We start from the raw sequence: 26407 nt of genomic DNA, 5'->3' as shown, positions 1-26407 counted from the left end.
TTTGCGGACTTTTTTAAAGTGGGTGAGGTGCTTGCTTGCGATTAAGCGACCACGTGCAACCCCAAAACAGCAAAAATGTTCGCCAAAATACCTACGATAATAGCCGCGATAGGGCCTGCCGCTAGTTTCATGACCGGGCGGCCACAAATCTCGTTGAGGATATACAAGCTGACGACTACAAAAATGCCGGTGCCGGGCCAGATTTGATTTGCGGCATTAACCCCGCCCACCAAAAGTGCAATTTCAAGAATTTGCGTCATGGCGGTACGAATATTATCACCGGACATTTTTAACGATGGGAAACGGTTCATCGCCTTGCCAATTCGGCTCAGACTGGTAATTTCAACGCCCATAGCACCAGCCCCAAGTATGCCTGCAACCACTGGGTTAGGCGCAAGGTAGCCTAAGCCGAGGAACCAGTCACACCAGCCGTTGGTGCCATATACGCCACTTATCATTGCGGTGGTGATAATTAGTGGCATGAAAGCCAGAGCTTGAACAATGGCGACGATAGCTGCTGAGGTAATTTGCCCTTTTCCAAGCAATGCTGCTGCAATTGGCTCACCGGCAATCCAATGGTAGTGGGCAGTGATGGTGATTAATGCCGCCATTGGGAGTAGATAAATCGCGTTTTTCCGAATGCGCTTAATATTGTCGTCAAACAAGCTATGTTCTATTTCTTCGCCGTGGCGTTTATCACGGGAAGCAAAGAACAGTAAGCAAATCATGCCAAACAGCATCGCAATGCCTTCAGGACTGAGTGCCACTTCATTACCCGCAATAGTGACCGGGTTAATTCGCTCAATCACAACACGGGCCAGGAAGGCGATAATAATGGTAATTAACCCCGCTTTTTTGCCGAATTGATAACCGACGGCAATAGCAGGGAAGGCGACAAACGCATAAATTATTGGGTCACCTACTGACGCGAGGGCATCAAGGAAATTGACGGGTAAATAACTGAAACCCTTAATCAGCCCATCCAGCGCAATAGTGATTAACGCACCATAAACAGTACCAATTAATACGGCTAACTTAGTATTATTCAGTGATACGCCAATAATATCGGCTGTCAGCAAAACAATATGAATAACAATAATCCCCGTTGCCAACGTAATGGGCATGGCGAAACCGGTGATGAACCCAATACTGATAGCAAAGGAGATACCCGCCAGCTCTTTTCGGCTCATATTGCCGTTCATAAACTCCGGCATAATAGGCCGCAATCCATCGTGATAAACCGCGATAGACTTGTTGGCAAGAAAAGTGGCATATCCTCCCATTAGAGCGAAAAGAATAATCTTAACTAAATTAAACGATTCCATATCACGACCCCATCGAGGCCAATAGGCCCCCGGCTAATTTGTTTATTATTGTTGTCAATTGCGTCAGTCTTTTTTAGTTAAAGTGGCTTACTGTATATATTTACAGCGTTATTTGTCCACCAATAAAACGGCGCATAAGGCTTTAACAGAGTTTTCAACGCGATCATTGGTAAAGCCAAATGCTTTTTTACCTTGATCTATCAATTGGCTGATATTGGCCTCAGAGGGCTGGGTCAGAGCATTCGCTATTGTGGCGCACTTATCCCGGCCAATCAGGGCATAAGCCATAGCAAGAGCGCCGCCGGCACCACTTTGGCAAGCGCCCACGTAATAGTTGAAACTGCCATTTTTGACTTTCATGGCGGCATCCATGTCAGTAAATATTTCACAGGAAATTTTATCTGCGCCATATTTAGCTAAACAATCTCGTATTTCGTTTTTATTCAGTTGCCCACCAATAGCGATTTTAAGCATTCTTACTTCCTCTTAAGTACCCTGAATATATCCCATTATTTGCTAGCGCCAGTGAGTTGCCGCCAGAAAGAGTGGCCGTTTTGTGGTGCAGTTGTCGCAAAAAACTCACAGACTGTCGCACCAACATCTGACATTGTTTCTCGGCTTCCCAGGCGAATGGCCTTTTGCGGCGCTTGCGCCATTCCCGCATGATAGACCAGCAGCGGCACCTGTTCCCGGGTGTGTTTACTATGGCCAATTGTCGGGTCGTTGCCGTGATCTGCCATCACAACCAGACAATCACCTCGCAACATAGCTGCAGTTATTTTGCCTAGCATGTTATCGACCAATTGCAGGCGTTCTGCATAGCGCGCAACATCCTGCCCATGGCCCGCCAGGTCAGTTTCCTGAATATTAGTGCAGATGAAGGCACTGCCTGCACGTTGCACTTCTTCCAATGCAATATCCAAAATGGTTTGTGAATCAACCAATTGCTGATAGCTTCGCCCAGCTGGGTTGGCAACAATATCAGCGACTTTACCCACCAGCACTGTGGGAATATTCACTTTCTCAAGCTGATGGGGCACCTGAACATCGGCGTCAACCCCATAACCGAGGTGAATAACCTGAAAACCATTATCGTAAACACCTGATTTTGGGCTGTTAATACCAATATAATGTTGTTGCTTAACTTCAGCTGCGCTGATGATTGCGTGGCTATTCATCAGCACCCCTCCATAGGCGATGACGCGGTTCACTGCCACACAACCCCGCACTATCCGACCTATCTTTTCGACCTGCTCAAAATTAATGGCATCTAAATTAGCACAAATATTAAATACTTGGCCTAAATCTGCTTCAAGATTATCGCCAATTGCGACGCAGTTATTGACCCATAGAAATTGCAAATTGCTGCTATCATCAGGTGCACTGCGCTCTTCAACTTGATAACCCTGCTGGCGTAATGCATCAGCCACACGCGTTTTTACACTGGAGAATGGCATGCTTAAAGGTGAGCGGGGTAGGGTGCCCATGATCTCCTGGTGGCCCATAAAGGTGTCTCCACCCTCATGTTGCAACAGCGCGACACCAAAACTGGCCTCGGGGTTATCTTGCATCACGCTGCCGTGAAAATCTGGCGAACCAATATGTAGCGCATTGATTAGCCCTATTTTTTCCAAATTGGGTAAACGCAATTCGGGGTAGGTCTGCAAAATATGGGCACAGGTATTCGCCTCTATATCCTGTGGACGAACTTCAGCGACATCGGGCATGGCCCCTACGCCAAAGCTGTCAATGACCAGCACGATAAACTTACTCATAACCCCTCCTGCCCGGTGGCGTGGGAATAGTATTCCCCTGGCTATCATAAATCCCGAGTAATGTGGGCTGACCAGACTGGATCCCGCCGACCAGAACCACGTCACTGCGGGTGACGAAAATCTGTGTACGAAAGCACATCACCACTGGGCTGCCGACGGCGAATGGCCCGGTAAGACCTATTGTATAATCGATACTGGCATTGTCTGGATTCAGTACCTTACTGACATGCCATTGTTGGTCATATACCAGGGCATTATTCAAATGACCGCGCCGATAGTAACCGCCACCATAGCAATGACTTTTACCTTGATGGCAATGGGAAATCTCTGTCAGATACAGCATGGCAATATGTTCGGGCTGGTTACCCTGTTGGTTAGAGGGCATAGTTCCGGTCAATGAGTGGCCCGGTTCGGCGTGTGTGACACCCCATTTAGCCAGTTGCGGCAAGCTTTCAATGCTAGTTGCTGAAGGGCCGTTGACCTGTTCTACCTGGATGCCGTGCTGCTCAAGAATACTTTTTGCTTCAATCAGGGTATTAAGATTCGGGCTGGGCAATGTCTTGCCTTTTTCACTATCAAAAAGCATGCAAGGGAAATGGGTAACACCCACCAAACGGATACCAGAAATTGTCTTTATTTCTTTGATAACATTGGGTAATTCATCCAGTGAGAACCCTGCCTCTTGCCCTGGGTAAATCAGGTCATCGTGATGGCAAACTTTTAATAACAGCGCTTGCTCTTTATTCTGACGGACTGCGGCAGCAGCAATTTCTCGTGCTTTGGCGACACTGTAAACGGTAATGACTTCGGGTTGATGAGACACCACTTCATCTACCATCCCGCTGGGGATTTGGACTAAATGGCCGATGTGGGCCACTGGCAAATTATGTTGATAGAGTTGGCGCGCCTCTTTGAAATCCACCGCGACGATACCTTGATAGCCACATTCCAGCAGGAGCTTACACAGCAGGGGATTTCGGCCAAATTGTTTGCTCATCAGATAAAGAGTGATGCCATGGCGTGTTGCTGTTTCCAGCAGTAAATGCGCATTTTGTTTGACCTGATCAACATCAATAACATAACTGTCAGGTTTTATAACTCCTTGTTTCCAAAATGAAATCGCCGCTTCTATGAGCGCTGGGTTTTGTTTTTGTAATGCTTTTAGTAGCATATTTGATCCCTAAATATACTCGTCATAATTCAAGCTGCATGTGCGTTGACCGCTTTCATGTAATTCGAATTATTGAGAGTAAAATGATATTTTAATTGTTCATTTTTTTGAATATTTAATCTATGTCTAAATTATTAGCTCTCAATCTGTTGGGCCAGATGCAAGCCATATAAGTTTGCTAATAAATATCCCAATTCGTGATCGGGTACTTCAAAGACAAACAGTGAGAGTAGATCGTTATTAATATCTCTGATATTGGCAAAAATTGCTGTGGTTTCGATCTCTTTTAATATTTCATCGTCGATAGCCGGAATAACCTGTCCCTGACTCGCTCGCATCAGCGCATTGGCCATGTGAGTAATCAGCATTTCTCCTTGGGGATGACGAATTGATAATTGCCAGTGTTGTTCCAAACGAGTGAGAACATTGAGCATGCCACAGTAGACCGCAGAATCAATAACCTGCGCGTCATATAAAATTTTCAATCTTGTTTCCATTGTTTCCATTGTTTCATTATCTTCATTTTTATGAATATTTATATCATGGTAATTAATTGTCTGGCGGCAAATGCTCAACTTACTATTTGATATATTGATCACAATATAAACACTCTGACGGAATTGGCTGCTTTAAGGGGGTATTTATACCCTGTTTTCTACTGGCCCAATGTGAGGATCAGACCAATGACAAAGAAAAAGGCCGCTGAGTTTAGACTGGGCGGCCTTTTTAGTACGACATTATTTATTGCGAATAAGGTTTATTTCACCTTATGGTCAACCGCATGTGCATGTTCTACATCTTCACTTTTCCGGCTAAAGCGGCGGCGAACCACCACGAAGAATACCGGAACAAAGAAGATAGCCAGTACTGTCGCGGTTATCATACCGCCCATTACACCGGTACCGACCGCATTCTGTGCACCAGAACCTGCACCGCTACTAATAACCAGCGGCATAACCCCAAGAATAAAGGCCAGTGAGGTCATCAAGATTGGACGCAGACGCATACGCACTGCTTCTAAGGTTGATTCCACCAAACCTTTGCCTTCTTTATCCATCAAGTCCTTAGCGAACTCAACAATCAAGATGGCGTTCTTGGCCGATAGCCCAATGGTGGTCAATAAGCCCACCTGGAAGTAAACGTCATTTTCCAGCCCACGCAGAGAGGCGGCAATTAACGCACCGACCACACCCAGTGGTACCACCAACATCACAGAGAATGGAATTGACCAGCTTTCATACAACGCCGCCAGACACAAGAAGACCACAATCAGTGAGATGGCATACAGCGCTGGCGCTTGGTTACCTGACAAACGTTCCTGATAGGACATGCCCGTCCAGTCATAACCCACGCCGCTTGGTAATTTAGCGGCCAATTCTTGCATCAGGTCCATAGCTTCACCGGTACTTTTACCCGGAGCGGCCTGACCCAGAATTTCCATGGATGGTAAGCCGTTATAACGTTCCAGTCGTGGTGAGCCGTATTCCCATTTGGCAGTGGAGAAGGTGGCAAATGACACCATCTGACCTGCATTATTACGGACATACCACTTATCAATATCACTCGGTAACATACGGAATGGCGCATCCGCCTGCACATAAACTTTCTTCACACGACCGCGGTCGATAAAGTCGTTTACATAGCTGCCGCCCATGGCGGTACCCAAGGTAGTATTGATATCAGAAATTGCCACGCCCAGCGCTTGTGCTTTTTCCTGATCTACTTCGACTTTGAACTGAGGCGTATCTTCCAGGCCGTTTGGCCGCATACCCACCAGCATATCCGGGTGTTGTGCCGCCATACCAAGCAGTTGGTTACGGGCTTCCGTTAACTTCTGATGCCCCACGTTACCTTGGTCAATTAACTGGAAGTCGAAGCCGGTAGCGGTACCCAATTCCACAATCGCCGGCAAGTTAAAGGCGAAGACCAAACCGTCTTTAATTTGCGAGAAAGCAGCAGAAGCACGACTCACAATGGCCGGAACTTTGTTTTGCTCGCCAGGGCGTTCATCCCAATTTTTCAAACTCACGAATGCCAGACCGGTATTCTGACCTTGACCGCTGAAACCGAAGCCGTTAACCGTAAATACAGAGTTAACCACGTCTTTTTCTTTGTCGAGATAATAGTCAGTAACCTGATTCAGCACTTTCTGAGTTCGTTCTTGGGTCGCACCCGCAGGCATTTGTACCATGGTCAGGAACACGCCCTGATCTTCTTCCGGTAAGAATGAAGAGGGTAAGCGCAGGAACAACACGCCCATACCAATCACAATAGCCAGATAGATAACCAAATAACGGCCGGTGCTGCGCAGGATATTGGCAACACTGTCGGTATAGTGGTGGGTACTGCTCTCAAACATGCGGTTAAACCAACCAAAGAAGCCGGTTTTCGGGCCATGTTCGCCTTTAGCGATAGGTTTCAACATGGTGGCGCACAGTGCTGGGGTCAGAATTAATGCTACCAGAACCGAGAGCACCATGGCCGAAACGATGGTAATAGAGAACTGACGATAAATCGCCCCGGTTGCGCCGCCGAAGAAGGCCATCGGAACAAATACGGCAGAAAGCACCAACGCGATCCCCACCAATGCACCCTGGATTTGCTCCATGGATTTCTTAGTGGCTTCTTTCGGCGGTAGCCCTTCCTCTTGCATCACACGTTCGACGTTCTCGACGACGACGATGGCATCATCCACCAATAGCCCTATCGCCAACACCATCCCGAACATCGTAAGAGTGTTTATCGAATAGCCAAAGGCGGAAAGAATGGCGAACGTCCCCAGCAATACGACCGGTACCGCAATGGTTGGAATCAACGTTGCGCGGAAGTTTTGCAAGAACAGATACATCACCAAGAACACCAGGATGATAGCTTCGACCAGCGTCTTAACCACTTCGTTAATGGAGATTTTAACGAACGGTGTGGTGTCGTACGGGTAAACCACTTTCAGCCCTGCGGGGAAGAACGGCTGTAATTTTGCCAGTTCAGCTTTTACCGCAGCAGAGGTGTTCAGGGCGTTAGCCCCTGTCGCCAGCTTAATACCGATACCTGCCGCTGGCTTACCATTATAACGAGCAATAATGTTATAGCTTTCAGCACCCAATTGAACGATAGCCACATCTTTCAGGCGAACCTGTGAGCCATCAGTATTGACTTTCAGCATGATCTGGCTGAATTCTTCCGCATTGGTCAGACGGGTCTGAGCAATAATAGAGGAGTTCAGTTCTTGACCCGGCACTGGTGGCGTACCACCTAATTGCCCTGCGGCAACCTGGTTATTCTGTACTTTGATCGCGTTGATAACATCAACCGGCGTCAAACCGTAGTTATTCAGTTTATGCGGGTCCATCCAGATACGCATCGCGTATTGGGAACCGAATAACTGAACATCACCTACCCCCGTGGTACGGCTGATCGGGTCTTTAACGTTAGAACCGACATAGTCAGCAATATCTTCTTGCAGCATGGTGCCGTCTTCTGAAATAAAGCCGGCAACCATCAGGAAGCTACTACTGGACTTTTCAACGCTCACACCTTGCTGCTGCACTTCTTGCGGCAGTAATGGCATGGCTAATTGCAGTTTGTTCTGGACCTGAACCTGCGCGATATCGGGATCAGTGCCGGAGTTAAAGGTCAACGTCAACTGAACGTTACCGGAGGAGTCACTGCTGGAAGACATGTACAACAGGTTATCGATACCGTTCATGTTCTGTTCGATAACCTGCGTAACTGTATTCTGCACAGTCGTCGCATCGGCGCCAGGATAGTTGGCGGAGATTGTAATTGCCGGCGGCGCAATGGTCGGATATTGCGCAACAGGTAATTTCATTATCGCAAGGGTACCGGCTAACATGATTATGATAGCGATAACCCAAGCGAAAATAGGGCGATCTATAAAGAACTTAGCCATGAATTACCGGCTCCTTTTAAGACTTCTTCTCTGTATCAGCCGGGGCTGCTTTTTGCGCCGGGTCAGTAACTTCCTGCACTCTTACCTGCACACCCGGTCTGATTTTTTGCAAGCCGGAAACAATAAGACGATCGCCTGCTTTCAATCCGTCAGTCACCAACCATTTATTACCAATGGCTTGATTAGCAACCAGTGTACGCAATTCAACTTTGTCATCAGCTCCAACGACCATCGCCGTTGCTTCGCCGCGAGGGTTACGTGTTACACCTTGTTGAGGCACTAATAGTGCATCAGGGCGGACACCTTCATCCAGACGGGCACGGACAAACATCCCTGGTAACAGCGTTTCATTCGGGTTAGGGAAGATAGCGCGGATAGTGATAGAACCGGTGGTTTCATCCACAGTCACACCAGAGAATTCCAACGTACCGGTTTCTGCATATTCAGCGCCGTTTTCCAGTAACAAGCGAACTTTAGCTTTACCGTTTTCTTGTTTGAGCGTGCCATCAGCCAGCTCTTTTTTCAGACGCAGGAACTCATCACTTGACTGAGTAACATCAACGTACATCGGGTCAAGTTGTTGGACTGTTGTCAACGCGGTTGCCTGGCCACTGGTCACCAATGCACCTTCAGTCACTGAAGATTTACCGGTACGACCACTGATTGGCGAGGTCACATGAGTATAAGCCAGGTTAATACGGGCACTTTCTACCGCTGCTTTTGCTGCCAGAACGGAAGCATTGGCTTGCATAGAGTTAGACACCGCTTGGTCATACTCTTGCTTACTGATGTAGTTGGTGCCGAGCAATGGTTTGTAACGATTAACGGTCAGACGAGCGATTTCAGCGGCAGCTTGTGCTTTAGCCAAGTCACCTTTTGCGCTGTCATAAGCGGCCTGATAAGTTGCTGGATCAATTTGATAAAGTGATGTTCCGGCGGTGACATCACTGCCTTCAACATAGTTACGTTTAAGAATAATACCGCTAACTTGCGGGCGAACTTCTGCAACACGGAATGCGGACGTACGGCCAGGCAATTCAGTTGTGATATTCAGTGGCGCTGCTTTCAATGTCACAATGCCGACTTCAGGTGCCTGTTGAGCATGGGCTTGCACCGCATCTTTATCATTACATCCTATAAGTACTAAGCTGCCTGAAAGTACCAGAATTGCAGCCAGAGGCATTACCCCTCTGTTTTTGCTCATAGATAAACCTCAAGTGTCCGATTTTTAATTTCATTCAATGGATCACAAGCTTTAAAACCCATTGCTGCGTAAATTATATGTGCGTGCTATGGTACATACATTCGTGAATGTATGTAAATCACACCCCCCCGAAAAAACAACACTATGGCACGAAAAACCAAACAGCAAGCCGAAGAGACCCGGCAACACATTCTAGATGCCGCAGTGCGGGAATTTTCTGCGCACGGTGTTTCCGGTACTTCACTTGCTGATATTGCTGTCGCTGCGGGAGTTACCCGTGGCGCAATTTACTGGCACTTCAAGAATAAGGTAGACCTGTTTAACGAAGTTTGGGAGTTATCAGAGTCTAATGTCGATCAGCTCGAATTAGAGTATCAGGCAAAATATCCTGATAATCCACTCCGTATTCTGCGTGAAATACTCATTCATGTGCTTGTTTCTACGAGTGAGGATTGTCGCCGCCGCGCGTTAATGGAAATTATATTCCATAAATGTGAATTTGTCGGGGAGATGACCTCTTTCCATGATGCACGCAAAGTTCTTGATTTAGCTAGTTATGAGCGAATTGAGTCTGTTTTGCAAGGCTGTATTGATGCTCATCAACTCTCCGTCAATCTTGATACTCACCGTGCTGCGATTATCATGAGAGCCTATATTACAGGTTTGATGGAGAACTGGCTTTTTATGCCAGAAAGTTTTGATATAAAACAAGAGGCACCGATATTAATTGATGCTTATCTGGAGATGCTAACCCACGGGGTTTCATTGCTAAGAAAGACATAGGATTAACTGGAGATGTTTATATGAGCGATAAAACGAGTTCACTGGTTGTTATTGCCAATGGTGCTGCATATGGCCAGGAGTCGCTATTTAACGCGCTGCGTTTATCTATTGCATTGAAAGAACAGCAGACAAACCTCGATTTGCGCCTATTTTTAATGTCTGATGCCGTTATTGCCGGTCTTAATGGGCAGCAGCCCCGAGAGGGTTATAACTTACAACAGATGTTGGAAATCCTTACGGCACAAAATGTCCCGGTTAAACTATGTAAAACCTGTGCGGATGCCCGTGGTATTAGTGAATTAGTCTTGGTTGATGGTGTAGAGATTGGGACTTTGGTTGAACTGGCTCAATGGACACTGGCGGCCGAGAAAGTTCTGACGTTTTGAGCAGTAAAAGAAAAATGCCTATTGAATGCTCTAATAAACCATTATTTCGGGCTGTTACATTTGATTCCGTCGTAAGTGCGTAACTGCCCGCATTATTACAGCTATTCACGCTCTGAAAGACTTTTCTTATTATGACTCGAGACTGAACGTGATAGGATTTCAGCCTCTCTGTTGAAATGAAGTTCAAATATGAGCAGCAGATTTCACAATCCATATTTTTTACCATTTTCTTTGTCGGTTTCTTTGCCAACAGGCGCGTTTTTACTACGTCTGCGGACAATGATTATCTTGCTTATAATTGCATTGCTATTTTCGCCGTCACTTTTCGCTGCTGGAATGAATATAGATGTGCCGACGCGCAATGAAGTGCTGAGCCAACTGGATGCATTATCAAAGCAAAAAATACTGTCGCCAGCTGAAAAGTTATCGCAACAGGATCTGACAAAAACGCTGGAATACCTTGATACTATTGAGCGTACCAAGCAGGAAGCCAGTCAACTTAGACAACAATTAGCACAGGCCCCGGCGAAACTACGGCAAGCGACTGACGGACTGGATGCGCTTAAAAATAATTCAGCGGATACTCTGACTCTAGAGTCCCTGGCAAACTATTCATTGCGCCAGTTGGAATCACGTCTAAATGAAACACTGGATGATTTACAATCTGCCCAAGAAGACCTCTCAGCTTATAACAGCCAGCTAATTTCCCTGCAAACTCAGCCAGAACGCGTGCAAAGTGCGATGTATAACGCATCGATGCGTTTAATGCAGATTCGCAATCAACTCAATGGATTGGCTCCGAAGCAAGAAGTTTTGCGGCCGACCCAACAACAAGCGCTATTGACTGAGCAAGTCATGCTAAACGCGCAGCTAGATTTGCAGCGTAAAAATCTGGAAGCTAATACGACGTTACAAGATTTGCTGCAAAAACAACGAGATTACACGACTGCGCACATTAACCAACTGGAGCGTAATGTCCAAATACTGCAAGAGGTAGTAAGCGGAAAACGGTTAATTATTTCAGAGAAAACAGCCAAAGAAGCGCAAGTCCCCGATGATGCTACTGATATTCAAAATGACCCATTAGTCAGCCGTGAATTGGCGATTAATAAAGAGTTGAGCCAGCAGTTGATTAATGCCACTAAAGAAGGCAACACACTGGTACAACAGAATATCAGAGTTAAAAACTGGCTGGATCGTGCTCTGCAATCTGAACGCAATTTAAAGGAACAAATTACCGTTTTACGCGGCAGTTTGCTGCTTTCTCGTATTCTCTACCAGCAGCAGCTCAATTTGCCGACGTCCGGTTTGATTACCAATATGGGGCCGCGTATTGCCGATTTGCGCCTCGAACAATTTGAAATTAATCAGCAGCGTGACCAGCTATTTCAAGGGGATGACTATATTCAAGCCCTAATGACTGACAGTAAAGAGAAAGTCAGCCCTGATGTAGAAGACGCGTTGGGGCAGATAGTCGATATCCGACGTGAACTACTGGACCAGTTAAATAAACAACTGGGTAACCAACTGACACTGGCGATTAATCTGCAAATTAATCAGCAGCAATTATTGAGTGTCAATGAGTCACTGCAACACACGCTGACACAGCAAATATTTTGGGTCAGCAGCAATAAACCCATGGATTGGTCTTGGCTGAAAGCATTGCCGAGTGCATTAAAAACTGAACTGAGCAGTTTTAACTTTACCCTATCATGGGATGACGTATTAGCCGGTTTAACTAAGTCGTTGGTATTCCTGATACCCATGCTGATTGTGGTGGGTGTAATCCGCTCACGCTACAACATGATTAATAAATATTTAGATAGATTGGCCTCTGACGTCGGGCAATTAAAGCATGATAGCCAAATGCACACACCTAAAGCCATTTTACTCACTTTGCTGAAAGTGCTGCCCGGTGCTTTGGTTATTTTGGGGGTAGGCTATTGGTGTTTACGTTCAGACTTCAATCTCAGCGATTTATTCTGGATCTTCTCCCAACGCTTGGCCCTGTTCTGGCTGGTGTTTGACCTGACATATCGTATGCTCTCACCAGGTGGTATCACTGAGCGGCACTTTATGATAGCGGCTGACCGATGTGCGCATTATCGGCGTCAAATGGTGCGTTTGGGCGTTGCATTGCTGCCCGTTATCTTCTGGTCTGCTCTGGGAGAAAAAAGCCCACTTCGATTGGTAGATGATGTTCTCGGGCAAGTTGTTATTGTCATTGCATTGGCACTATTGGCCTTGTTCGTCTATCCATTCTGCCGTGATAGCTGGCGTGAGAAAGATTCCCATGCGGTACGACTAGTGATAGTGACGGCAATAGCGGGAACACCGATCATATTGATTGGGCTAATGATTGCCGGATATTTCTACACCACACTGCAACTGGCTGGCCGCTGGATTGATAGTCTCTATTTATTATTTTTGTGGAATATCGTTTATCTGACAGCCATTCGTGGATTAGGGGTTGCAGCGCGGCGTTTGGCTTACCGGCGTGCCATCGCCCGGCGACAAAATCTGGTGAAAGAGGGCGCAGAGGGAGGGGAGCCGGTAGAAGAACCCCCATTGGCATTAGAACAAATTAACCAGCAATCATTACGTTTGACGACTATGGTCTTGTTCCTGATTTTTGCCACCTGTTTCTATGCAATCTGGGCTGATTTGATAACAGTTATCTCCTATCTGGACAGTATCTCTTTGTGGCATTACACCACCACCGTGGCGGGGGCGAGTGTCGTGCAGTCTGTCACCTTGGGGAATATGTTAGTGGCTTTGATGGCATTGGTGGTGGCTTATATTCTGACGCGCAACCTGCCAGGTTTGCTTGAAGTGGTGATTTTATCGCGGTTACAACTGCGCCAGGGGACTTCTTACGCCATTACCACCATTTTGACTTATCTGATCACCGCCATTGGTGGGATAACGGCGCTTAGCTCACTTGGGGTTTCGTGGGATAAACTACAGTGGTTGGTTGCGGCTCTATCGGTTGGTTTGGGGTTCGGCTTACAAGAGATTTTTGCCAACTTTGTATCGGGTTTGATCATTTTGTTCGAACGGCCTGTGCGTATCGGCGATACCATTACTATCGGTACTTTCTCGGGTAATGTTAACAAAATACGCATCCGTGCCACGACGATCACTGATTTTGACCGTAAAGAAGTCATTATTCCGAATAAGGCCTTTGTAACCGAGCGGCTGATCAACTGGTCTCTATCCGATACCGTTACCCGAATTATTATTAAAGTCGGGGTTGCGTACGGCTCTGATTTAGCAAAAGTAAAAGAAATATTGCTAAAAGCAGCCCATGAAAATCCTCGGGTCATGACGGACCCTGAACCTCATGTGTTCTTCCTTAATTTTGGTGCTAGCACTCTTGATCATGAGTTGCGTGTGTATGTACATGAATTACGGGACCGTAGTTATACAGTGGATGAATTGAATAGCACGATTGATAAGTTATGTCGTGAGAATAATATTAATATTGCATTCAATCAGTTAGATGTGTATTTACACAAGCCCGACGGCACTGAAATTCAGGAAGTAAGTCGACCGTTTGATGCCCAAGGTTTACCTTCCGTACCATCTGAAAAGTCTGCGATGGGGGATACCAAACCTGATTTGCCGGATATCAATAAGCCACTTGCTTAAGGTTATCTCACGGGGTGAGATTGATAAACTCAATAACTCACCTTGCAATGATTCACAGCAAGGCGATATGTGCTCGTATCGCCTTGGCTGCACATCAAAACAAGCTGGTTAATCAGGCACTTTATTATGCAGCTTGCGCTGATAATCAAGTTGCACGATAGCCAATGCTGCCAATGCCGTTTCCGGCGCTATCTCATTGCATTCCAGCAAGTAGATAAGATCTACTGCCAGTTGCAGTTCTGGTGATGCTTTTTCAACTGACATAATCTGGCCAATATTTGATTTTCAGTGAGTTAGAAAAGTCGGGTGAGGATACCTTGCTGCCGGTATTCACCTGACTTGATTTCAATCCATCTACCTAATAGATTTTAAGCAGTACAACGGCGGCAAGTGAAAGAACCCGATAAGCTCATATAAGCAAGGGACTTGGGAGATTGAGTCCAGTCAGCACACCTGCAACTTGATAGTCGGTAGATATAAAACATTATAGAAAAGTATTCGCTATCGAAACCCTAATGATTCAAAAAATGTGATAAATATTCAAAAACCGTTCTCTTTCTTCTCAATACTGCGCTCTATTTTTATCAGCGCCTGCCGGCAACGCATTAAACGTCCCTCTAGTGCGGCAAGTTCTTTCTGTATTTTTTGCTGCTCAGTTAATAAATTTTGCTTACCCAGTTGGTTCTCTCTGTCCTGAATCATGGACAGTATTCGCCGCTCATAATCTTGATGTTCAGCCAGCTTATGGTAAGGATCTAGCTTATTATACTTGGGCTCAGGATTGGATTTTCTTAGCTTCTGTGTCGCTAACTCTCTTTGTAAGGCTGAGATTTGTGCAACCAATTTCTCAGCCAAGAAAGCGACCTGCTGCGTGCGATTGTCTGCAACAACCTGTTTCAACTGTGCCATATTTTTATGAATTTCCAGTAGATAATCGCGAAAACGGTTACCATGATTACCAAATAAATTCAGGTCAAAACGCGCTTGCTGAGACGGAGTATTGGCTTGTGGGCCAACTTGTGCCGACAATGCCTCAATTTGGCTTTCAAGCACCTGCAATAGTTTTTCTGTACTCATGGCGCTTCTCCTGGAAATTTTTCCGCCAGCTTGCCTTTGAATGCCAGTGGTTACAAGCAAGGTGATGGATAAAGCGGTATTTTGAACCAATAATGCTAAGAATACCCATTGATGCTAATGAGCGCATGCGTTAATGATAAAGGCACATTAATGAATGCTATGATAAAGGGCGTTTATGTCTCGTTGGTTGTTGATAGCTTTAGGTTGGCTCGCCGTGGTTTTGGCCACCTTAGGTGTCGTGCTTCCTCTTTTACCCACTACGCCATTTTTACTACTGGCCGCGTGGTGTTTTGCACGTTCCTCTCCCCGCTTTCATCATTGGCTGCTTCATCGTTCATGGTTTGGTGGTTATATTCGCACTTGGCAACAACATCGAGCTTTGCCCCCCGGCGTTAAATGGAAAGCAATATCGGTCACCATCCTTACTTTTGCCGTTTCACTTTGGCTGGTGAACATTTGGTGGGTCAGAAGCTTATTGTTGGTGATATTAACGCTATTATTGATATTTATGTTGCGGATGCCAGTTATTGACCTATCGCAACAAAAAAGGCACTGAGTCGTTCACATCAGTTGCATTTTTATGCCAGTTTGCATAGATTTGAGCGTTTTCGTGCGCGGGATCTTCCCTCGCTGCGCCCTTAGCGTTAAGGGGGCAGGCATTTACTCTGTCGACGTGCGGCGAGTAGATAAAATGAGTTACTCAATTGATGCCATTTTAACATCGATTGACCGCGCTTTAGTATGTACAGCAGTTTTACCAGGCACAAATTATGACCGCTACTGCACCTAATACAGCACAACAGCTTGAATATATTAAAAACAGTATCAAAACTATCCCCGATTATCCAAAAACGGGAATACTGTTCCGTGATGTGACCAGCTTGCTGGAAGATCCATTAGCCTACGCCGCCAGCATTGAGCTGCTGACTGAACGCTATCTGGATAAGGGCGTGACTAAAGTCGTGGGTACTGAAGCCCGTGGTTTTTTGTTTGGTGCGCCAGTAGCTTTGTCTCTTGGGGTTGGTTTTGTGCCAGTTCGTAAGCCCGGCAAATTACCACGTGCAACCATCAGCGAAAGCTATGAGTTAGAATACGGTACTGACAAGCTTGAAATTCATACTGACAGCATTCAACCGGGCGACAAAGTCCTGGTTATTGATGATTTACTGGCTACTGGCGGGACGATTGAAGCGACGGCTAAGCTCATTCGTCGACTGGGTGGTGAAGTGACTGATGCTGCGTTTGTGATTAATTTACACGATCTGGGTGGTGAAAATCGCCTGAATGACCAAGGCATTACTTGCTACAGTCTGGTTGAATTCGACGGCCATTGATTGTACTGAAAATATCAGCCTCGCTGTCAATAGTGAGGCTGTGTTAGCATGACCCTCTATATTATTCAACTTCTCCGGTATTAATGAGCTATCAGGTCCTTGCCCGTAAGTGGCGCCCCAAAACGTTTGCAGACGTCGTTGGTCAGGAACATGTCCTGACGGCGTTGGCTAATGGCCTTTCATTAGGGCGAATTCATCACGCCTATTTGTTCTCTGGCACCCGCGGGGTAGGTAAGACTTCTATAGCCCGGCTGTTGGCCAAAGGGCTTAATTGCGAAACGGGTATTACTGCTACCCCTTGTGGCACCTGTGCGAACTGCCAGGAAATCGAGCAAGGCCGTTTTGTTGACTTGATCGAAATTGATGCAGCCTCTCGGACTAAAGTCGAAGATACCCGAGAACTGCTGGATAATGTTCAATATGCGCCAGCCCGTGGCCGCTTCAAGGTCTATTTGATCGACGAAGTTCATATGCTGTCACGGCACAGTTTCAATGCATTACTGAAGACTCTCGAAGAGCCGCCAGCCCATGTGAAATTCCTGCTGGCGACGACAGATCCACAGAAGCTGCCCGTCACCATACTGTCTCGTTGTTTGCAGTTTCACCTTAAGGTCATTGATGTTGAGGTGATTCGTGTCCAGCTCGAAAAAATACTGTTAGCCGAGCAAATCAGTAGTGATGCTCGCGCATTGCAATTACTAGCACGAGCCGCTGATGGCAGTATGCGAGATGCACTCAGTTTGGCCGATCAAGCTATTGCGATGGGAGATGGTCATGTCACGACCGCTACCGTCAGCCAAATGCTGGGAACATTGGATGATGAACAGCCATTGGCCATTATTGAAGCGCTGGTGACTGCGGATGGCGCGCGAGTGATGGCTCAGTTGGAGCAAGCGGCGTCACGGGGTGTTGACTGGGAAAACCTATTAGTCGAAACCTTGAGTTTACTGCACCGCATTGCGATGGTGCAGTTATTGCCATCCATGCTGGATAATCACTACGCCACCATTGAACCTCGACTACGCGAGTTGGCGCGAACACTGCCGCCGACTGATATTCAGCTGTACTACCAGACATTGCTGGTGGGGCGAAAAGAGTTGGCATATGCCCCGGATCGCCGCATGGGGGTTGAAATGACCCTATTGCGCGCATTGGCGTTTCACCCTAAAGCGATAATTGCCGAGCCGCAGATTACCGAGCGGCAAATGGTGCCAGTCAGTGCTCCTGCGGCCCAGGCCGATAATACGCAGCCGCGCCCTATAGAAGCGCCGAACTATGCTCAACAGGTGCCGCAGCATGAGGCTCCGCCATTAGGTGCCGTTGTACCGGTCAATACCGTGCTCCCAGATTCCACGGCGCAATTACTTCAAGCGCGCACGCAGTTATTGCGGCAATCGGGGACGACCACACCAAAAAAGAATGAGCCGGCGGCGCCAGGAAAAGCGCGGCCGGCAAACTCAGCATTGGAGCGCTTAGCTTCGGTGACTGAGCGTAGCCAGCAGCGCCTGGCGGCTAAATCTACGGAAGAAAAAAAGCCAGCGAAGAAAGAAGCTTATCGTTGGACGGCGCAGAATCAACCGGAGGTATCGGCTGAGCCTGTTGCTACACCAAAAGCATTGCGCTCTGCGTTGGAGCATGAAAAAACGCCCGAACTTTCTGCTAAATTGGCTCAAGAGGCGATGGCGCGAGATCCATGGGCAGCAGAGATAGGTAAGCTACAAATGCCTAAATTAGTGCAGCAACTTGCGCTGAATGCATTTAAAGAAGAAATAGAACCGGGTAATATTTGCCTTCACTTGCGTTCTGCCCAGCGCCATTTGAACTCGCCTTCGGCGCAAAAGGCACTGGCAGAGGCATTGAGCGAATTACACGGGAATGCTGTCACACTTAGCGTTATCGAAGATGATAATCTGGCGCAGCGTACTCCGTTGGAATGGCGGCAGGCCATATATGAAGAAAAGCTGGCACAAGCACGCCAGTCAATTATTGCGGATAATAATATTCAGACACTGCGTCGTTTCTTCGACGCCGAACTGGATGAAGACAGTATCCGACCGGTTTAACCGCTGCGATAAGTGCATGGTGCACTGACGCGGCCCCTTGCTATGAGAGATGACTATGTTTGGTAAAGGCGGTATTGGCAATTTAATGAAGCAAGCCCAGCAGATGCAGGAAAAAATGCAGCAGATGCAGGAAGAAGTCGCCAAATTGGAAGTGACCGGTGAATCTGGCGCGGGCTTGGTAAAAGTAACCATCAATGGGGCGCATAACTGCCGCCGGGTTGAAATCGACCCAAGCTTGTTGGTTGAAGAAGATAAAGAAATGCTGGAAGATTTGATTGCTGCTGCATTGAACGACGCTGCTCGCCGTATCGATGAAACGCAAAAAGAGAAAATGGCTTCTGTATCCAGTGGTATGCAATTACCACCAGGCTTTAAGATGCCGTTCTGATGCAAACCAGTCCACTCCTTGAGTCATTAATGGAGGCGTTGCGCTGCTTGCCGGGTGTAGGCCCGAAATCAGCGCAGCGGATGGCATTCCAATTGCTACAACGTGACCGTAGTGGCGGAATGCGTCTGGCGCAGTCTTTGACTCGGGCAATGTCCGAAATCGGCCACTGTGCTGATTGCCGTACATTTACCGAGCAAGACCATTGCACGATATGTTCTAACCCACGACGGCAGCAAAATGGCCAAATCTGTGTGGTCGAAAGCCCGGCAGATATCCATGCTATCGAGCAAACCGGCCAGTTTGGTGGGCGTTATTTTGTGCTGATGGGGCATTTATCCCCCATGGATGGTATTGGCCCCGGTGATATTGGGTTAGATTTGCTGGAAAAACGGCTTGAAACTGAAACTATCACCGAAGTCATTTTGGCGACTAACCCGACAGTTGAAGGGGATGCTACCGCCAACTATATCGGCCAAATGTGCGGCCAATATGGGGTATTAGCCAGCCGTATTGCGCATGGCGTGCCGGTGGGGGGCGAGTTGGAAATGGTTGATGGCACCACCTTATCCCACTCGTTAGCCGGGCGAAATCCGATTAAGTTTTAATTTCATTGAGTCACGATCCCCTTAAATCTGGTGGGCGATTGTTTTGTTATTGATTATCATATGAATAATCTCATTCGTGATGTTCAGTAAATCGCCCCCGATTCTCTGTTTTTTCAGTATGTAGACTTGAAAGCCCCCGCGATTGACCCCATCTGATCCTCATTGTTCGGTTTTATCTATACCCATCGTCTTTCAAATTGCAGGTGTGTTGGCTGCACTCGTTCACCCGAATGACTGACTGGAATCAGCTCATCGGGCTTACGGGTTTGTCGCCGTCCTGTATTTTTGAGATCTATAGGGTAAATCTGTCGGTAATTTGGATTGAGGTAATTAATGAGTATGAAAGGTCAAGAAACCCGTGGATTTCAGTCAGAAGTTAAACAGCTTCTCCATTTGATGATTCACTCGCTTTATTCCAATAAAGAAATTTTCTTGCGCGAGCTTATCTCCAACGCCTCTGATGCGGCAGATAAACTCCGTTTCCGCGCGCTATCTCAGCCAGAGTTATTTGAAGGTGATGGTGAGTTGCGTGTGCGTTTATCTTTTGATAAAGAAAAGCGTACTTTGACCCTAAGTGATAACGGCATTGGCATGAGCCGTGAAGAAGTCATTGATAATCTTGGTACTATCGCGAAGTCAGGGACTAAAGCATTCCTTGAATCTATTGGTTCAGATCAAGCTAAAGATAGTCAATTAATCGGCCAGTTTGGTGTGGGCTTCTATTCTGCTTTCATCGTGGCAGATAAAGTGACTGTTCGTACCCGCGCAGCTGGCGCACCAGTAGATGCTGGCGTGTTCTGGGAATCAGCAGGTGAGGGCGATTACACCATCGCGGATATCACCAAAGAAGATCGCGGTACAGAAATCACATTGCACCTGCGCGAAGGTGAAGATGAATATCTTGATGACTGGCGTTTGCGCTCTGTTATCAGCAAATATTCAGACCATATTGCACTGCCAGTCGAAATCCAAAGTAAAAATGAAGAAGATGGCACGGTAACCTGGGAGAAAATTAACAAAGCCCAGGCATTGTGGACGCGCGGTAAAGCGGAAATAACTGACGACGAATACAACGCATTCTACAAGCATATTGCCCATGACTTCACTGACCCACTGATTTGGAGTCATAACCGCGTAGAAGGTAAGCAAGAGTACACCAGCCTGCTGTACATCCCGGCGCAAGCGCCTTGGGATATGTGGAATCGTGACCACAAACACGGCTTGAAACTGTACGTCCAGCGCGTGTTTATCATGGATGACGCAGAGCAGTTTATGCCAAATTATCTGCGGTTTGTCCGTGGCCTGATTGATTCCAATGACCTGCCGCTGAACGTTTCGCGTGAGATCTTGCAAGACAGCCGCGTGACTCAGAACCTGCGCAGCGCGCTGACCAAACGTGTGCTGCAAATGTTGGAAAAACTGGCTAAAGATGATGCTGAGAAATATCAGCAGTTCTGGCAACAGTTCGGTATGGCACTAAAAGAGGGGCCAGCTGAAGATAGTAGCAACAAAGAGATTATTGCCAAGTTGCTGCGCTTTGCTTCAACCCATACAGACAGCTCCGCGCAGACTGTGTCATTAGAAGATTATGTCAGCCGTATGGCCGAAGGGCAGGAGAAGATTTATTACATCACGGCTGATAGCTATGCTGCGGCTAAGAACAGCCCACATCTGGAACTGTTCCGTAAAAAAGGTATTGAAGTCTTACTGTTATCCGATCGCATTGACGAGTGGATGATGAGTTACCTGACTGAGTTCGATGGTAAAGTCTTCCAGTCAGTCAGTAAAGCGGATGATTCACTGAACAAACTGGCTGATGAAGAGCGCCCAGAGCAGCAAGAAGCAGATAAAGCGCTGGAGCCTTTTGTTGAGCGTGTGAAAACCCTGCTGGGTGAGCGAGTTAAAGATGTCCGCCTAACACACCGCCTAACGGATACACCGGCGATTGTCACCACGGATGCGGATGAAATGAGCACGCAGATGGCGAAATTGTTCGCAGCTGCTGGCCAACAAGCACCGGAAGTGAAATACATCTTTGAATTGAACCCAGAGCACGGTTTAGTCAAACGCGCCGCTGATGTTGCGGATGACACTCAATTTGCTGAATGGGTTGAGTTATTACTGGATCAAGCGCTCTTGGCTGAACGAGGGACCTTAGAGGATCCTAACCAGTTCATTCGCCGTATGAACCAGCTACTAACTGCTTAATTTAGTATTAGAACGCCTCGAGCAGATAATGTGCTCGGGGCGTTTTTTTTATTTAATTTCAAACTATTATAGTTATATTTCGCTAGGCTTTTCCTGATCCAATCCCACGGCTTCGGCTCGCGCGCCTTGAGCCAACCCCCCTGAAAATGGTAAGGTTGCTTGTTTTCCGCATTTTCGATTTATTTAAGTAAAAACACATAGAAAAACTACATAGCAAGGGGATTTACGCAATGCGTATCATTCTGCTGGGCGCTCCGGGCGCTGGTAAGGGTACTCAGGCTCAATTCATCATGGAGAAATACGGTATTCCGCAAATCTCTACTGGTGATATGTTGCGCGCCGCTGTAAAAGCAGGTTCTGAGTTAGGTCTGAAAGCGAAAGAAATTATGGATGCCGGCAAGCTGGTCACTGATGAGCTGGTCATTGCATTGGTTAAAGAGCGCATTACACAGGACGATTGCCGTGACGGTTTCCTGCTAGATGGGTTCCCACGTACTATTCCTCAAGCTGATGCCATGAAAGAAGCCGGTATCAAGGTTGATTATGTGCTGGAATTTGACGTTCCGGACGATCTGATTGTTGATCGCATTGTCGGGCGTCGGGTACATGCTGCTTCAGGTCGTGTTTACCACATTAAATTCAACCCGCCTAAAGTTGAAGATAAAGATGATGTAACCGGCGAAGAACTGACCATCCGTAAAGATGATCAAGAAGCCACTGTTCGTAAACGTTTGATCGAATATCATCAGCAAACTGCACCATTGGTGTCTTACTATCGTAAAGAAGCTGATGCAGGTAATACGCAATATTTTAAACTGGACGGAACCCGCAAAGTAGCAGAAGTCAGTGCAGAACTGGCGACTATTCTCGGTTAATTCTGAATGGTAAGATAGCTAAGGCGGCCTAGGGTCGCCTTTATTATTTTACATGACCGGCTCCAAATAACGTTGTCAGATATTTTTCTGTTCGAATAAACGGCGTAAAACACAAAAGGACTCCTGCATGATGGAAAGTAAGCTTGGCGTACTGATGGTTAATCTGGGAACACCGGATGCCCCTACACCACAAGCGGTCAAACGTTATCTGGCCGAGTTCCTGAGTGACCGCCGGGTGGTAGATACATCGCGATTACTTTGGTGGCCATTGTTGCGCGGTATTATCTTGCCCATTCGATCACCGCGTGTGGCCAAATTATATCAATCTGTCTGGATGGATGAAGGCTCGCCTTTATTGGTCTATAGCCGTCGGCAGCAAAAAGCATTAGCGGCGCGTATGCCTGATGTCCCTGTTGAATTAGGTATGAGCTATGGTTCGCCAAATCTACCGGATGCCATTGATAAATTACTCGCGCAAGGTGTCACTAAGCTGGTGGTATTACCGCTTTATCCACAATATTCTTGTTCGACAAGTGCGGCAGTATGGGATGCAGTGGCGCGAATTTTGAAAGGCTATCGCCGTTTACCATCGGTTTCTTTTATCCGGGATTATGCCGAGCATCCCGCTTATATCTCCGCTTTGAAACAAAGTGTTGAGCACGCTTTTGTTCAACATGGTAAACCAGACAGGTTAGTGCTGTCTTTTCATGGGATTCCTAAACGCTATGCACAATTAGGGGATGACTATCCGCAACGTTGTGAAGATACCAGCCGTGCATTACGGGCTGAGCTAGAATTACCTGCGGAGCAAATTATGATGACTTATCAGTCTCGATTTGGCCGCGAGCCTTGGCTCACGCCTTATACTGACGAGACATTAAAAAGCCTACCTTCCCAAGGTATTAAGCATATTCAGCTCATTTGCCCCGGTTTTTCTGCAGACTGTCTGGAAACTCTGGAAGAGATTAAAGAGCAGAACCGAGAAATTTTCTTACATGCTGGTGGTGAGAAGTTTGAATATATTCCCGCGCTGAACGATGATGAAAAGCATATTGATCTGTTAGAGCAGTTGGTAAAACAAGAGATGGGTTAACTACCTTGGCATTCATGATTTTTTATGCATTGATTAGCACATCATCACCTGTTTTCCCCCAACCCTTTTGCTTGTAATGCCTGTTTAGATGTATAAGAATTAAGTATTTATAAAAAAGGCATGTCAGCATATTATGTAACCGTTTGTTATTATTGTTTTTTAAGTTTAACGGCATAATGAGTTTGAGAATAGTGCATTGGTAGCTGTAAGCCAAGGGCGGTAGCGTGTCCTGATTTTAGACTAACTATTTACAAATTTCTGCCCAAAATAGATTTTATGTTATGAGGATATGAGCTAATTAATATACTCAAGAATCATGAAGAAATAATTTAATCCAATAGCTGGAAATTTAAATGTCAGTCTTACGAAGAAATATTTTTTCTTTACTTTTGCTGCAAGGGAGTAATTATATTATTCCTCTTTTAACATTACCTTATCTGACTCGTGTATTAGGGGTAGAGGGATTTGGGGTCTATAGTCTTACACTTTCATTAGCTCAGTATTTTGTTATTTTAATTGATTTTGGATTTAATTTATCAGCATCAAAAAAAATAGCTGAACGCCAAGATGATTCAAGCTATATCTCTAAGGTTTTCTTTGAAACACTATTTTCAAAATCACTATTATGTTTAGTTTCAATTGTTATTGTGGTTTTACTTCTTGCTACAAATCCGCATGCAGTGATCCAACGAGAGTTAATTTATACAGGACTTATGTTGATTGGGACGACACTGATGCCAGTGTGGTTTTTCCAAGGAATAGAAAAGCTGTCTGTTGTGACAAATTTAATGATAGTTGCAAAGTTATCAATGTTGCCGCTGTTCTTTATATTTGTACATAGTGATGCGGATGTTAAGTATGCCGTAATGATTCAATCATCGATGAATTTACTAGCTGGTATTATAGCGATAGTATATATATATCGAAAAAAATTAGTCAGGAAAGTTAATTTTTCCAGTCTAAAAATTGCACATACGCTAAAAGACTCATTTCCAATATTTTGTGCGACACTTTCGATCAGCCTTTATACTATGAGTACTACAATTATCATTGGCATATTCAGTAATGTCTATGAAGTTAGTATATTCACGGCAGCAGATAGAGTAAAAGGTGCTATCCTTGGTGTTTTTCTGGTCTTAGGAAATGCATTTTATCCGAGAATAAATTCATTATTAGTCAATAAAAAAGAAGAAGCCTATGCTTTAATTAGAAAGATTTTTTATTGGCAAGGTGCATTATGCATAGTCATCACTCTATTTGTTATTATCTTTTCTAAACTAATTACTAGAATTATGTTTGGGCATGAATACTCAGAAGTATCTACCTTACTGATCTTATTCTCTCCCGTCTATTTATTAGTCATACAGTCAACTGTACTGGGTAATTATATTTTGTTACCTCATGGGCATAAGAAATCCTACACCATTTTACCCATGATTTCGGCAATAATTCATATTCCTCTCTGCGCATATCTGGCATCAAAGTATGGCGCATGGGGCGGAGTGTTTTCAATTATTGCTATTGAGACTTTATCATTTATATGCTTGATTGTCATTCTTAAGAGAAAGAGCCTATTGTTTGAAATTCTTTCGAGAAATAAAAATGGATAATAAAAAACTACTCTCATTGATTATACCGGTGTTTAATGCAGAACAATATCTTGATTCATGTCTAAACTCTGTATTTACCCAATGGGATAATACATTAGAAGTCATAATTATTAATGATGGTTCAACGGATCAATCTGCCGATATAATAAAAAGATACAGTAAGAAATATGATTTTGTTTATATAACACAAGAAAATACAGGTATCTCTGTCGTTAGGAATACGGGAATTTCTGTTTCCACAGGGGAATATATCACTTTCTTAGATTCCGATGATCTGTGGTTTGATGGTATTTATCTAACTATTAATAAAATTATTTTAGATAATTTACCCGATGGCATTATTTTTAATTATTCTGAAATCATCGATAATAAAGAAAATATATTTGAGTTAATAAAAGAAAATAAATTCACTATCGATGATATTGACGCCGTTAAATTAAAAATAGTTGAAAGTGAGATGTTTTATGTCTGGCGCTGTATTTTTAAAAGACGTATTTTTAATGGTATGGCTTTTGATATTGGCCGGCGATTTGAAGATCAATTATTATTACCTATACTGATTGATAAATGTAAAACAATATTTGAATGCAAAGATCTAATTGTTAAATATAGACAGATATCGAGTAGCATTACTAAGAATTTGAATGTATCAGACCTCGATGACAGTGAATTCGGACTTGTAAGATTTAGACACCAATACTCAAAACATAAAAGTAGATATTGGGCTGTAGTCTTAGCAAGCGTTTTTCTTTCTCATGTTTCAAAATGCGCCAGGACTTATCATTTTAATAAAGCTAGGGCATTAGACAGTTACAATAAATCTTATACTATCGTTTCATTGAAACCTATGCTCCATTCGAGGAAGTTAAAACCTATTTTATATTATATAGTTAAATATAAATTATTTTATAGACTGGTATCATCAGTTGAGAAAGAAGTGAGGAAGTAA

General features: G+C 45.4%; 22 protein-coding genes and 1 other annotated feature. Of the genes, 13 read left to right on the top strand and 9 right to left on the bottom strand.

Features of this window, described 5'->3' with window-relative positions; genetic code table 11:
• Nucleotides 1–41 precede the first annotated feature (41 nt).
• The 7 genes from DXZ79_RS14665 to acrA form a co-directional block, all read right to left on the bottom strand.
• Nucleotides 42–1325, bottom strand: coding sequence for a YhfT family protein (locus DXZ79_RS14665; RefSeq protein ID WP_038631550.1), 1284 nt, complete (start codon nucleotides 1323–1325; stop codon nucleotides 42–44).
• Nucleotides 1326–1433: 108 nt separating this feature from the next.
• Complete coding sequence (locus tag DXZ79_RS14660; RefSeq protein ID WP_038631552.1) at nucleotides 1434–1799, bottom strand: DUF2620 domain-containing protein; 366 nt, start codon at nucleotides 1797–1799, stop codon at nucleotides 1434–1436.
• Nucleotides 1800–1834: 35 nt separating this feature from the next.
• Nucleotides 1835–3100, bottom strand: a complete 1266-nt coding sequence (locus DXZ79_RS14655) for a phosphopentomutase (RefSeq protein WP_120011402.1) — start codon at nucleotides 3098–3100, stop codon at nucleotides 1835–1837.
• Entirely contained in the window at nucleotides 3093–4271 is a 1179-nt protein-coding gene (locus tag DXZ79_RS14650; RefSeq protein WP_050291372.1) for a YhfX family PLP-dependent enzyme, read from the bottom strand. Before DXZ79_RS14650 ends, DXZ79_RS14655 begins: the two co-directional genes overlap by 8 nt.
• Before the next feature lie 134 nt (nucleotides 4272–4405).
• Nucleotides 4406–4768 (bottom strand): PRD domain-containing protein, encoded by a 363-nt coding sequence (locus DXZ79_RS14645; RefSeq protein WP_050291418.1) that lies wholly within the window; start codon nucleotides 4766–4768, stop codon nucleotides 4406–4408.
• Nucleotides 4769–5028: 260 nt separating this feature from the next.
• Nucleotides 5029–8181: an efflux RND transporter permease AcrB gene (gene acrB / locus DXZ79_RS14640; RefSeq protein ID WP_038631559.1), complete on the bottom strand. Its 3153-nt coding sequence runs from the start codon at nucleotides 8179–8181 to the stop codon at nucleotides 5029–5031.
• Between the two features lie 16 nt (nucleotides 8182–8197).
• On the bottom strand, nucleotides 8198–9385 hold the full coding sequence (gene acrA, locus DXZ79_RS14635) for an efflux RND transporter adaptor subunit AcrA (protein WP_038631561.1): 1188 nt from the start codon (nucleotides 9383–9385) through the stop codon (nucleotides 8198–8200).
• A gap of 144 nt (nucleotides 9386–9529) precedes the next feature.
• Here acrA and acrR point away from each other — a divergent pair, with 144 nt between their 5' ends.
• The 3 genes from acrR to mscK all read left to right on the top strand — a co-directional run bounded on the left by acrR (nucleotide 9530) and on the right by mscK (nucleotide 14205).
• The gene (acrR, locus tag DXZ79_RS14630; protein ID WP_038631563.1) at nucleotides 9530–10168 is read left to right on the top strand and encodes a multidrug efflux transporter transcriptional repressor AcrR; all 639 of its coding nucleotides are present in this window, start codon (nucleotides 9530–9532) and stop codon (nucleotides 10166–10168) included.
• 20 nt (nucleotides 10169–10188) lie between these two features.
• Nucleotides 10189–10554, top strand: a complete 366-nt coding sequence (locus DXZ79_RS14625) for a DsrE/DsrF/TusD sulfur relay family protein (protein ID WP_038631566.1) — start codon at nucleotides 10189–10191, stop codon at nucleotides 10552–10554.
• A gap of 189 nt (nucleotides 10555–10743) precedes the next feature.
• Nucleotides 10744–14205, top strand: coding sequence for a mechanosensitive channel MscK (mscK, locus tag DXZ79_RS14620; protein ID WP_162928751.1), 3462 nt, complete (start codon nucleotides 10744–10746; stop codon nucleotides 14203–14205).
• A gap of 108 nt (nucleotides 14206–14313) precedes the next feature.
• Here the strand turns inward: mscK and rsmS are convergent, their stop codons facing one another.
• Both rsmS and priC read right to left on the bottom strand, forming a co-directional pair.
• Nucleotides 14314–14469, bottom strand: coding sequence for a pleiotropic regulatory protein RsmS (gene rsmS, locus DXZ79_RS14615; RefSeq protein WP_038631570.1), 156 nt, complete (start codon nucleotides 14467–14469; stop codon nucleotides 14314–14316).
• Between the two features lie 276 nt (nucleotides 14470–14745).
• On the bottom strand, nucleotides 14746–15282 hold the full coding sequence (gene priC, locus DXZ79_RS14610; RefSeq protein WP_038631572.1) for a primosomal replication protein PriC: 537 nt from the start codon (nucleotides 15280–15282) through the stop codon (nucleotides 14746–14748).
• 175 nt (nucleotides 15283–15457) lie between these two features.
• Here priC and DXZ79_RS14605 point away from each other — a divergent pair, with 175 nt between their 5' ends.
• The 10 genes from DXZ79_RS14605 to DXZ79_RS14560 all read left to right on the top strand — a co-directional run bounded on the left by DXZ79_RS14605 (nucleotide 15458) and on the right by DXZ79_RS14560 (nucleotide 26407).
• Nucleotides 15458–15838, top strand: a complete 381-nt coding sequence (locus DXZ79_RS14605) for a DUF454 family protein (protein WP_038631574.1) — start codon at nucleotides 15458–15460, stop codon at nucleotides 15836–15838.
• Between the two features lie 214 nt (nucleotides 15839–16052).
• Nucleotides 16053–16616 (top strand): adenine phosphoribosyltransferase, encoded by a 564-nt coding sequence (gene apt, locus DXZ79_RS14600; RefSeq protein ID WP_038631577.1) that lies wholly within the window; start codon nucleotides 16053–16055, stop codon nucleotides 16614–16616.
• An 83-nt stretch (nucleotides 16617–16699) separates the two neighbouring features.
• Entirely contained in the window at nucleotides 16700–18679 is a 1980-nt protein-coding gene (gene dnaX, locus DXZ79_RS14595; protein WP_038631579.1) for a DNA polymerase III subunit gamma/tau, read from the top strand.
• Nucleotides 18010–18073 (top strand) — a sequence feature (DnaX frameshifting element). It overlaps the preceding gene by 64 nt.
• A 55-nt stretch (nucleotides 18680–18734) precedes the next feature.
• A complete protein-coding gene (locus DXZ79_RS14590) occupies nucleotides 18735–19067 on the top strand; it encodes a YbaB/EbfC family nucleoid-associated protein (RefSeq protein ID WP_019081276.1) in 333 nt (110 codons plus the stop codon).
• On the top strand, nucleotides 19067–19672 hold the full coding sequence (gene recR / locus DXZ79_RS14585; RefSeq protein WP_004390671.1) for a recombination mediator RecR: 606 nt from the start codon (nucleotides 19067–19069) through the stop codon (nucleotides 19670–19672). Before DXZ79_RS14590 ends, recR begins: the two co-directional genes overlap by 1 nt.
• Nucleotides 19673–20011: 339 nt before the next feature.
• Nucleotides 20012–21880, top strand: a complete 1869-nt coding sequence (gene htpG, locus DXZ79_RS14580) for a molecular chaperone HtpG (RefSeq protein ID WP_038639395.1) — start codon at nucleotides 20012–20014, stop codon at nucleotides 21878–21880.
• A 230-nt stretch (nucleotides 21881–22110) separates the two neighbouring features.
• Entirely contained in the window at nucleotides 22111–22755 is a 645-nt protein-coding gene (gene adk, locus DXZ79_RS14575) for an adenylate kinase (RefSeq protein WP_038631585.1), read from the top strand.
• 127 nt (nucleotides 22756–22882) lie between these two features.
• Nucleotides 22883–23848: a ferrochelatase gene (gene hemH / locus DXZ79_RS14570; RefSeq protein WP_038631587.1), complete on the top strand. Its 966-nt coding sequence runs from the start codon at nucleotides 22883–22885 to the stop codon at nucleotides 23846–23848.
• Between the two features lie 353 nt (nucleotides 23849–24201).
• Nucleotides 24202–25458 carry a flippase gene (locus DXZ79_RS14565; RefSeq protein WP_120011400.1) on the top strand — a complete coding sequence of 419 codons (1257 nt, stop codon included), beginning with the start codon at nucleotides 24202–24204 and terminating at the stop codon, nucleotides 25456–25458.
• Complete coding sequence (locus DXZ79_RS14560; RefSeq protein ID WP_120011399.1) at nucleotides 25451–26407, top strand: glycosyltransferase; 957 nt, start codon at nucleotides 25451–25453, stop codon at nucleotides 26405–26407. Before DXZ79_RS14565 ends, DXZ79_RS14560 begins: the two co-directional genes overlap by 8 nt.

This window comes from Yersinia rochesterensis (assembly GCF_003600645.1).
GTDB lineage: Bacteria > Pseudomonadota > Gammaproteobacteria > Enterobacterales > Enterobacteriaceae > Yersinia > Yersinia rochesterensis.
Note: the sequence above shows the minus strand (reverse complement) of the source record. Positions and strands in the feature narration are given on the sequence as shown.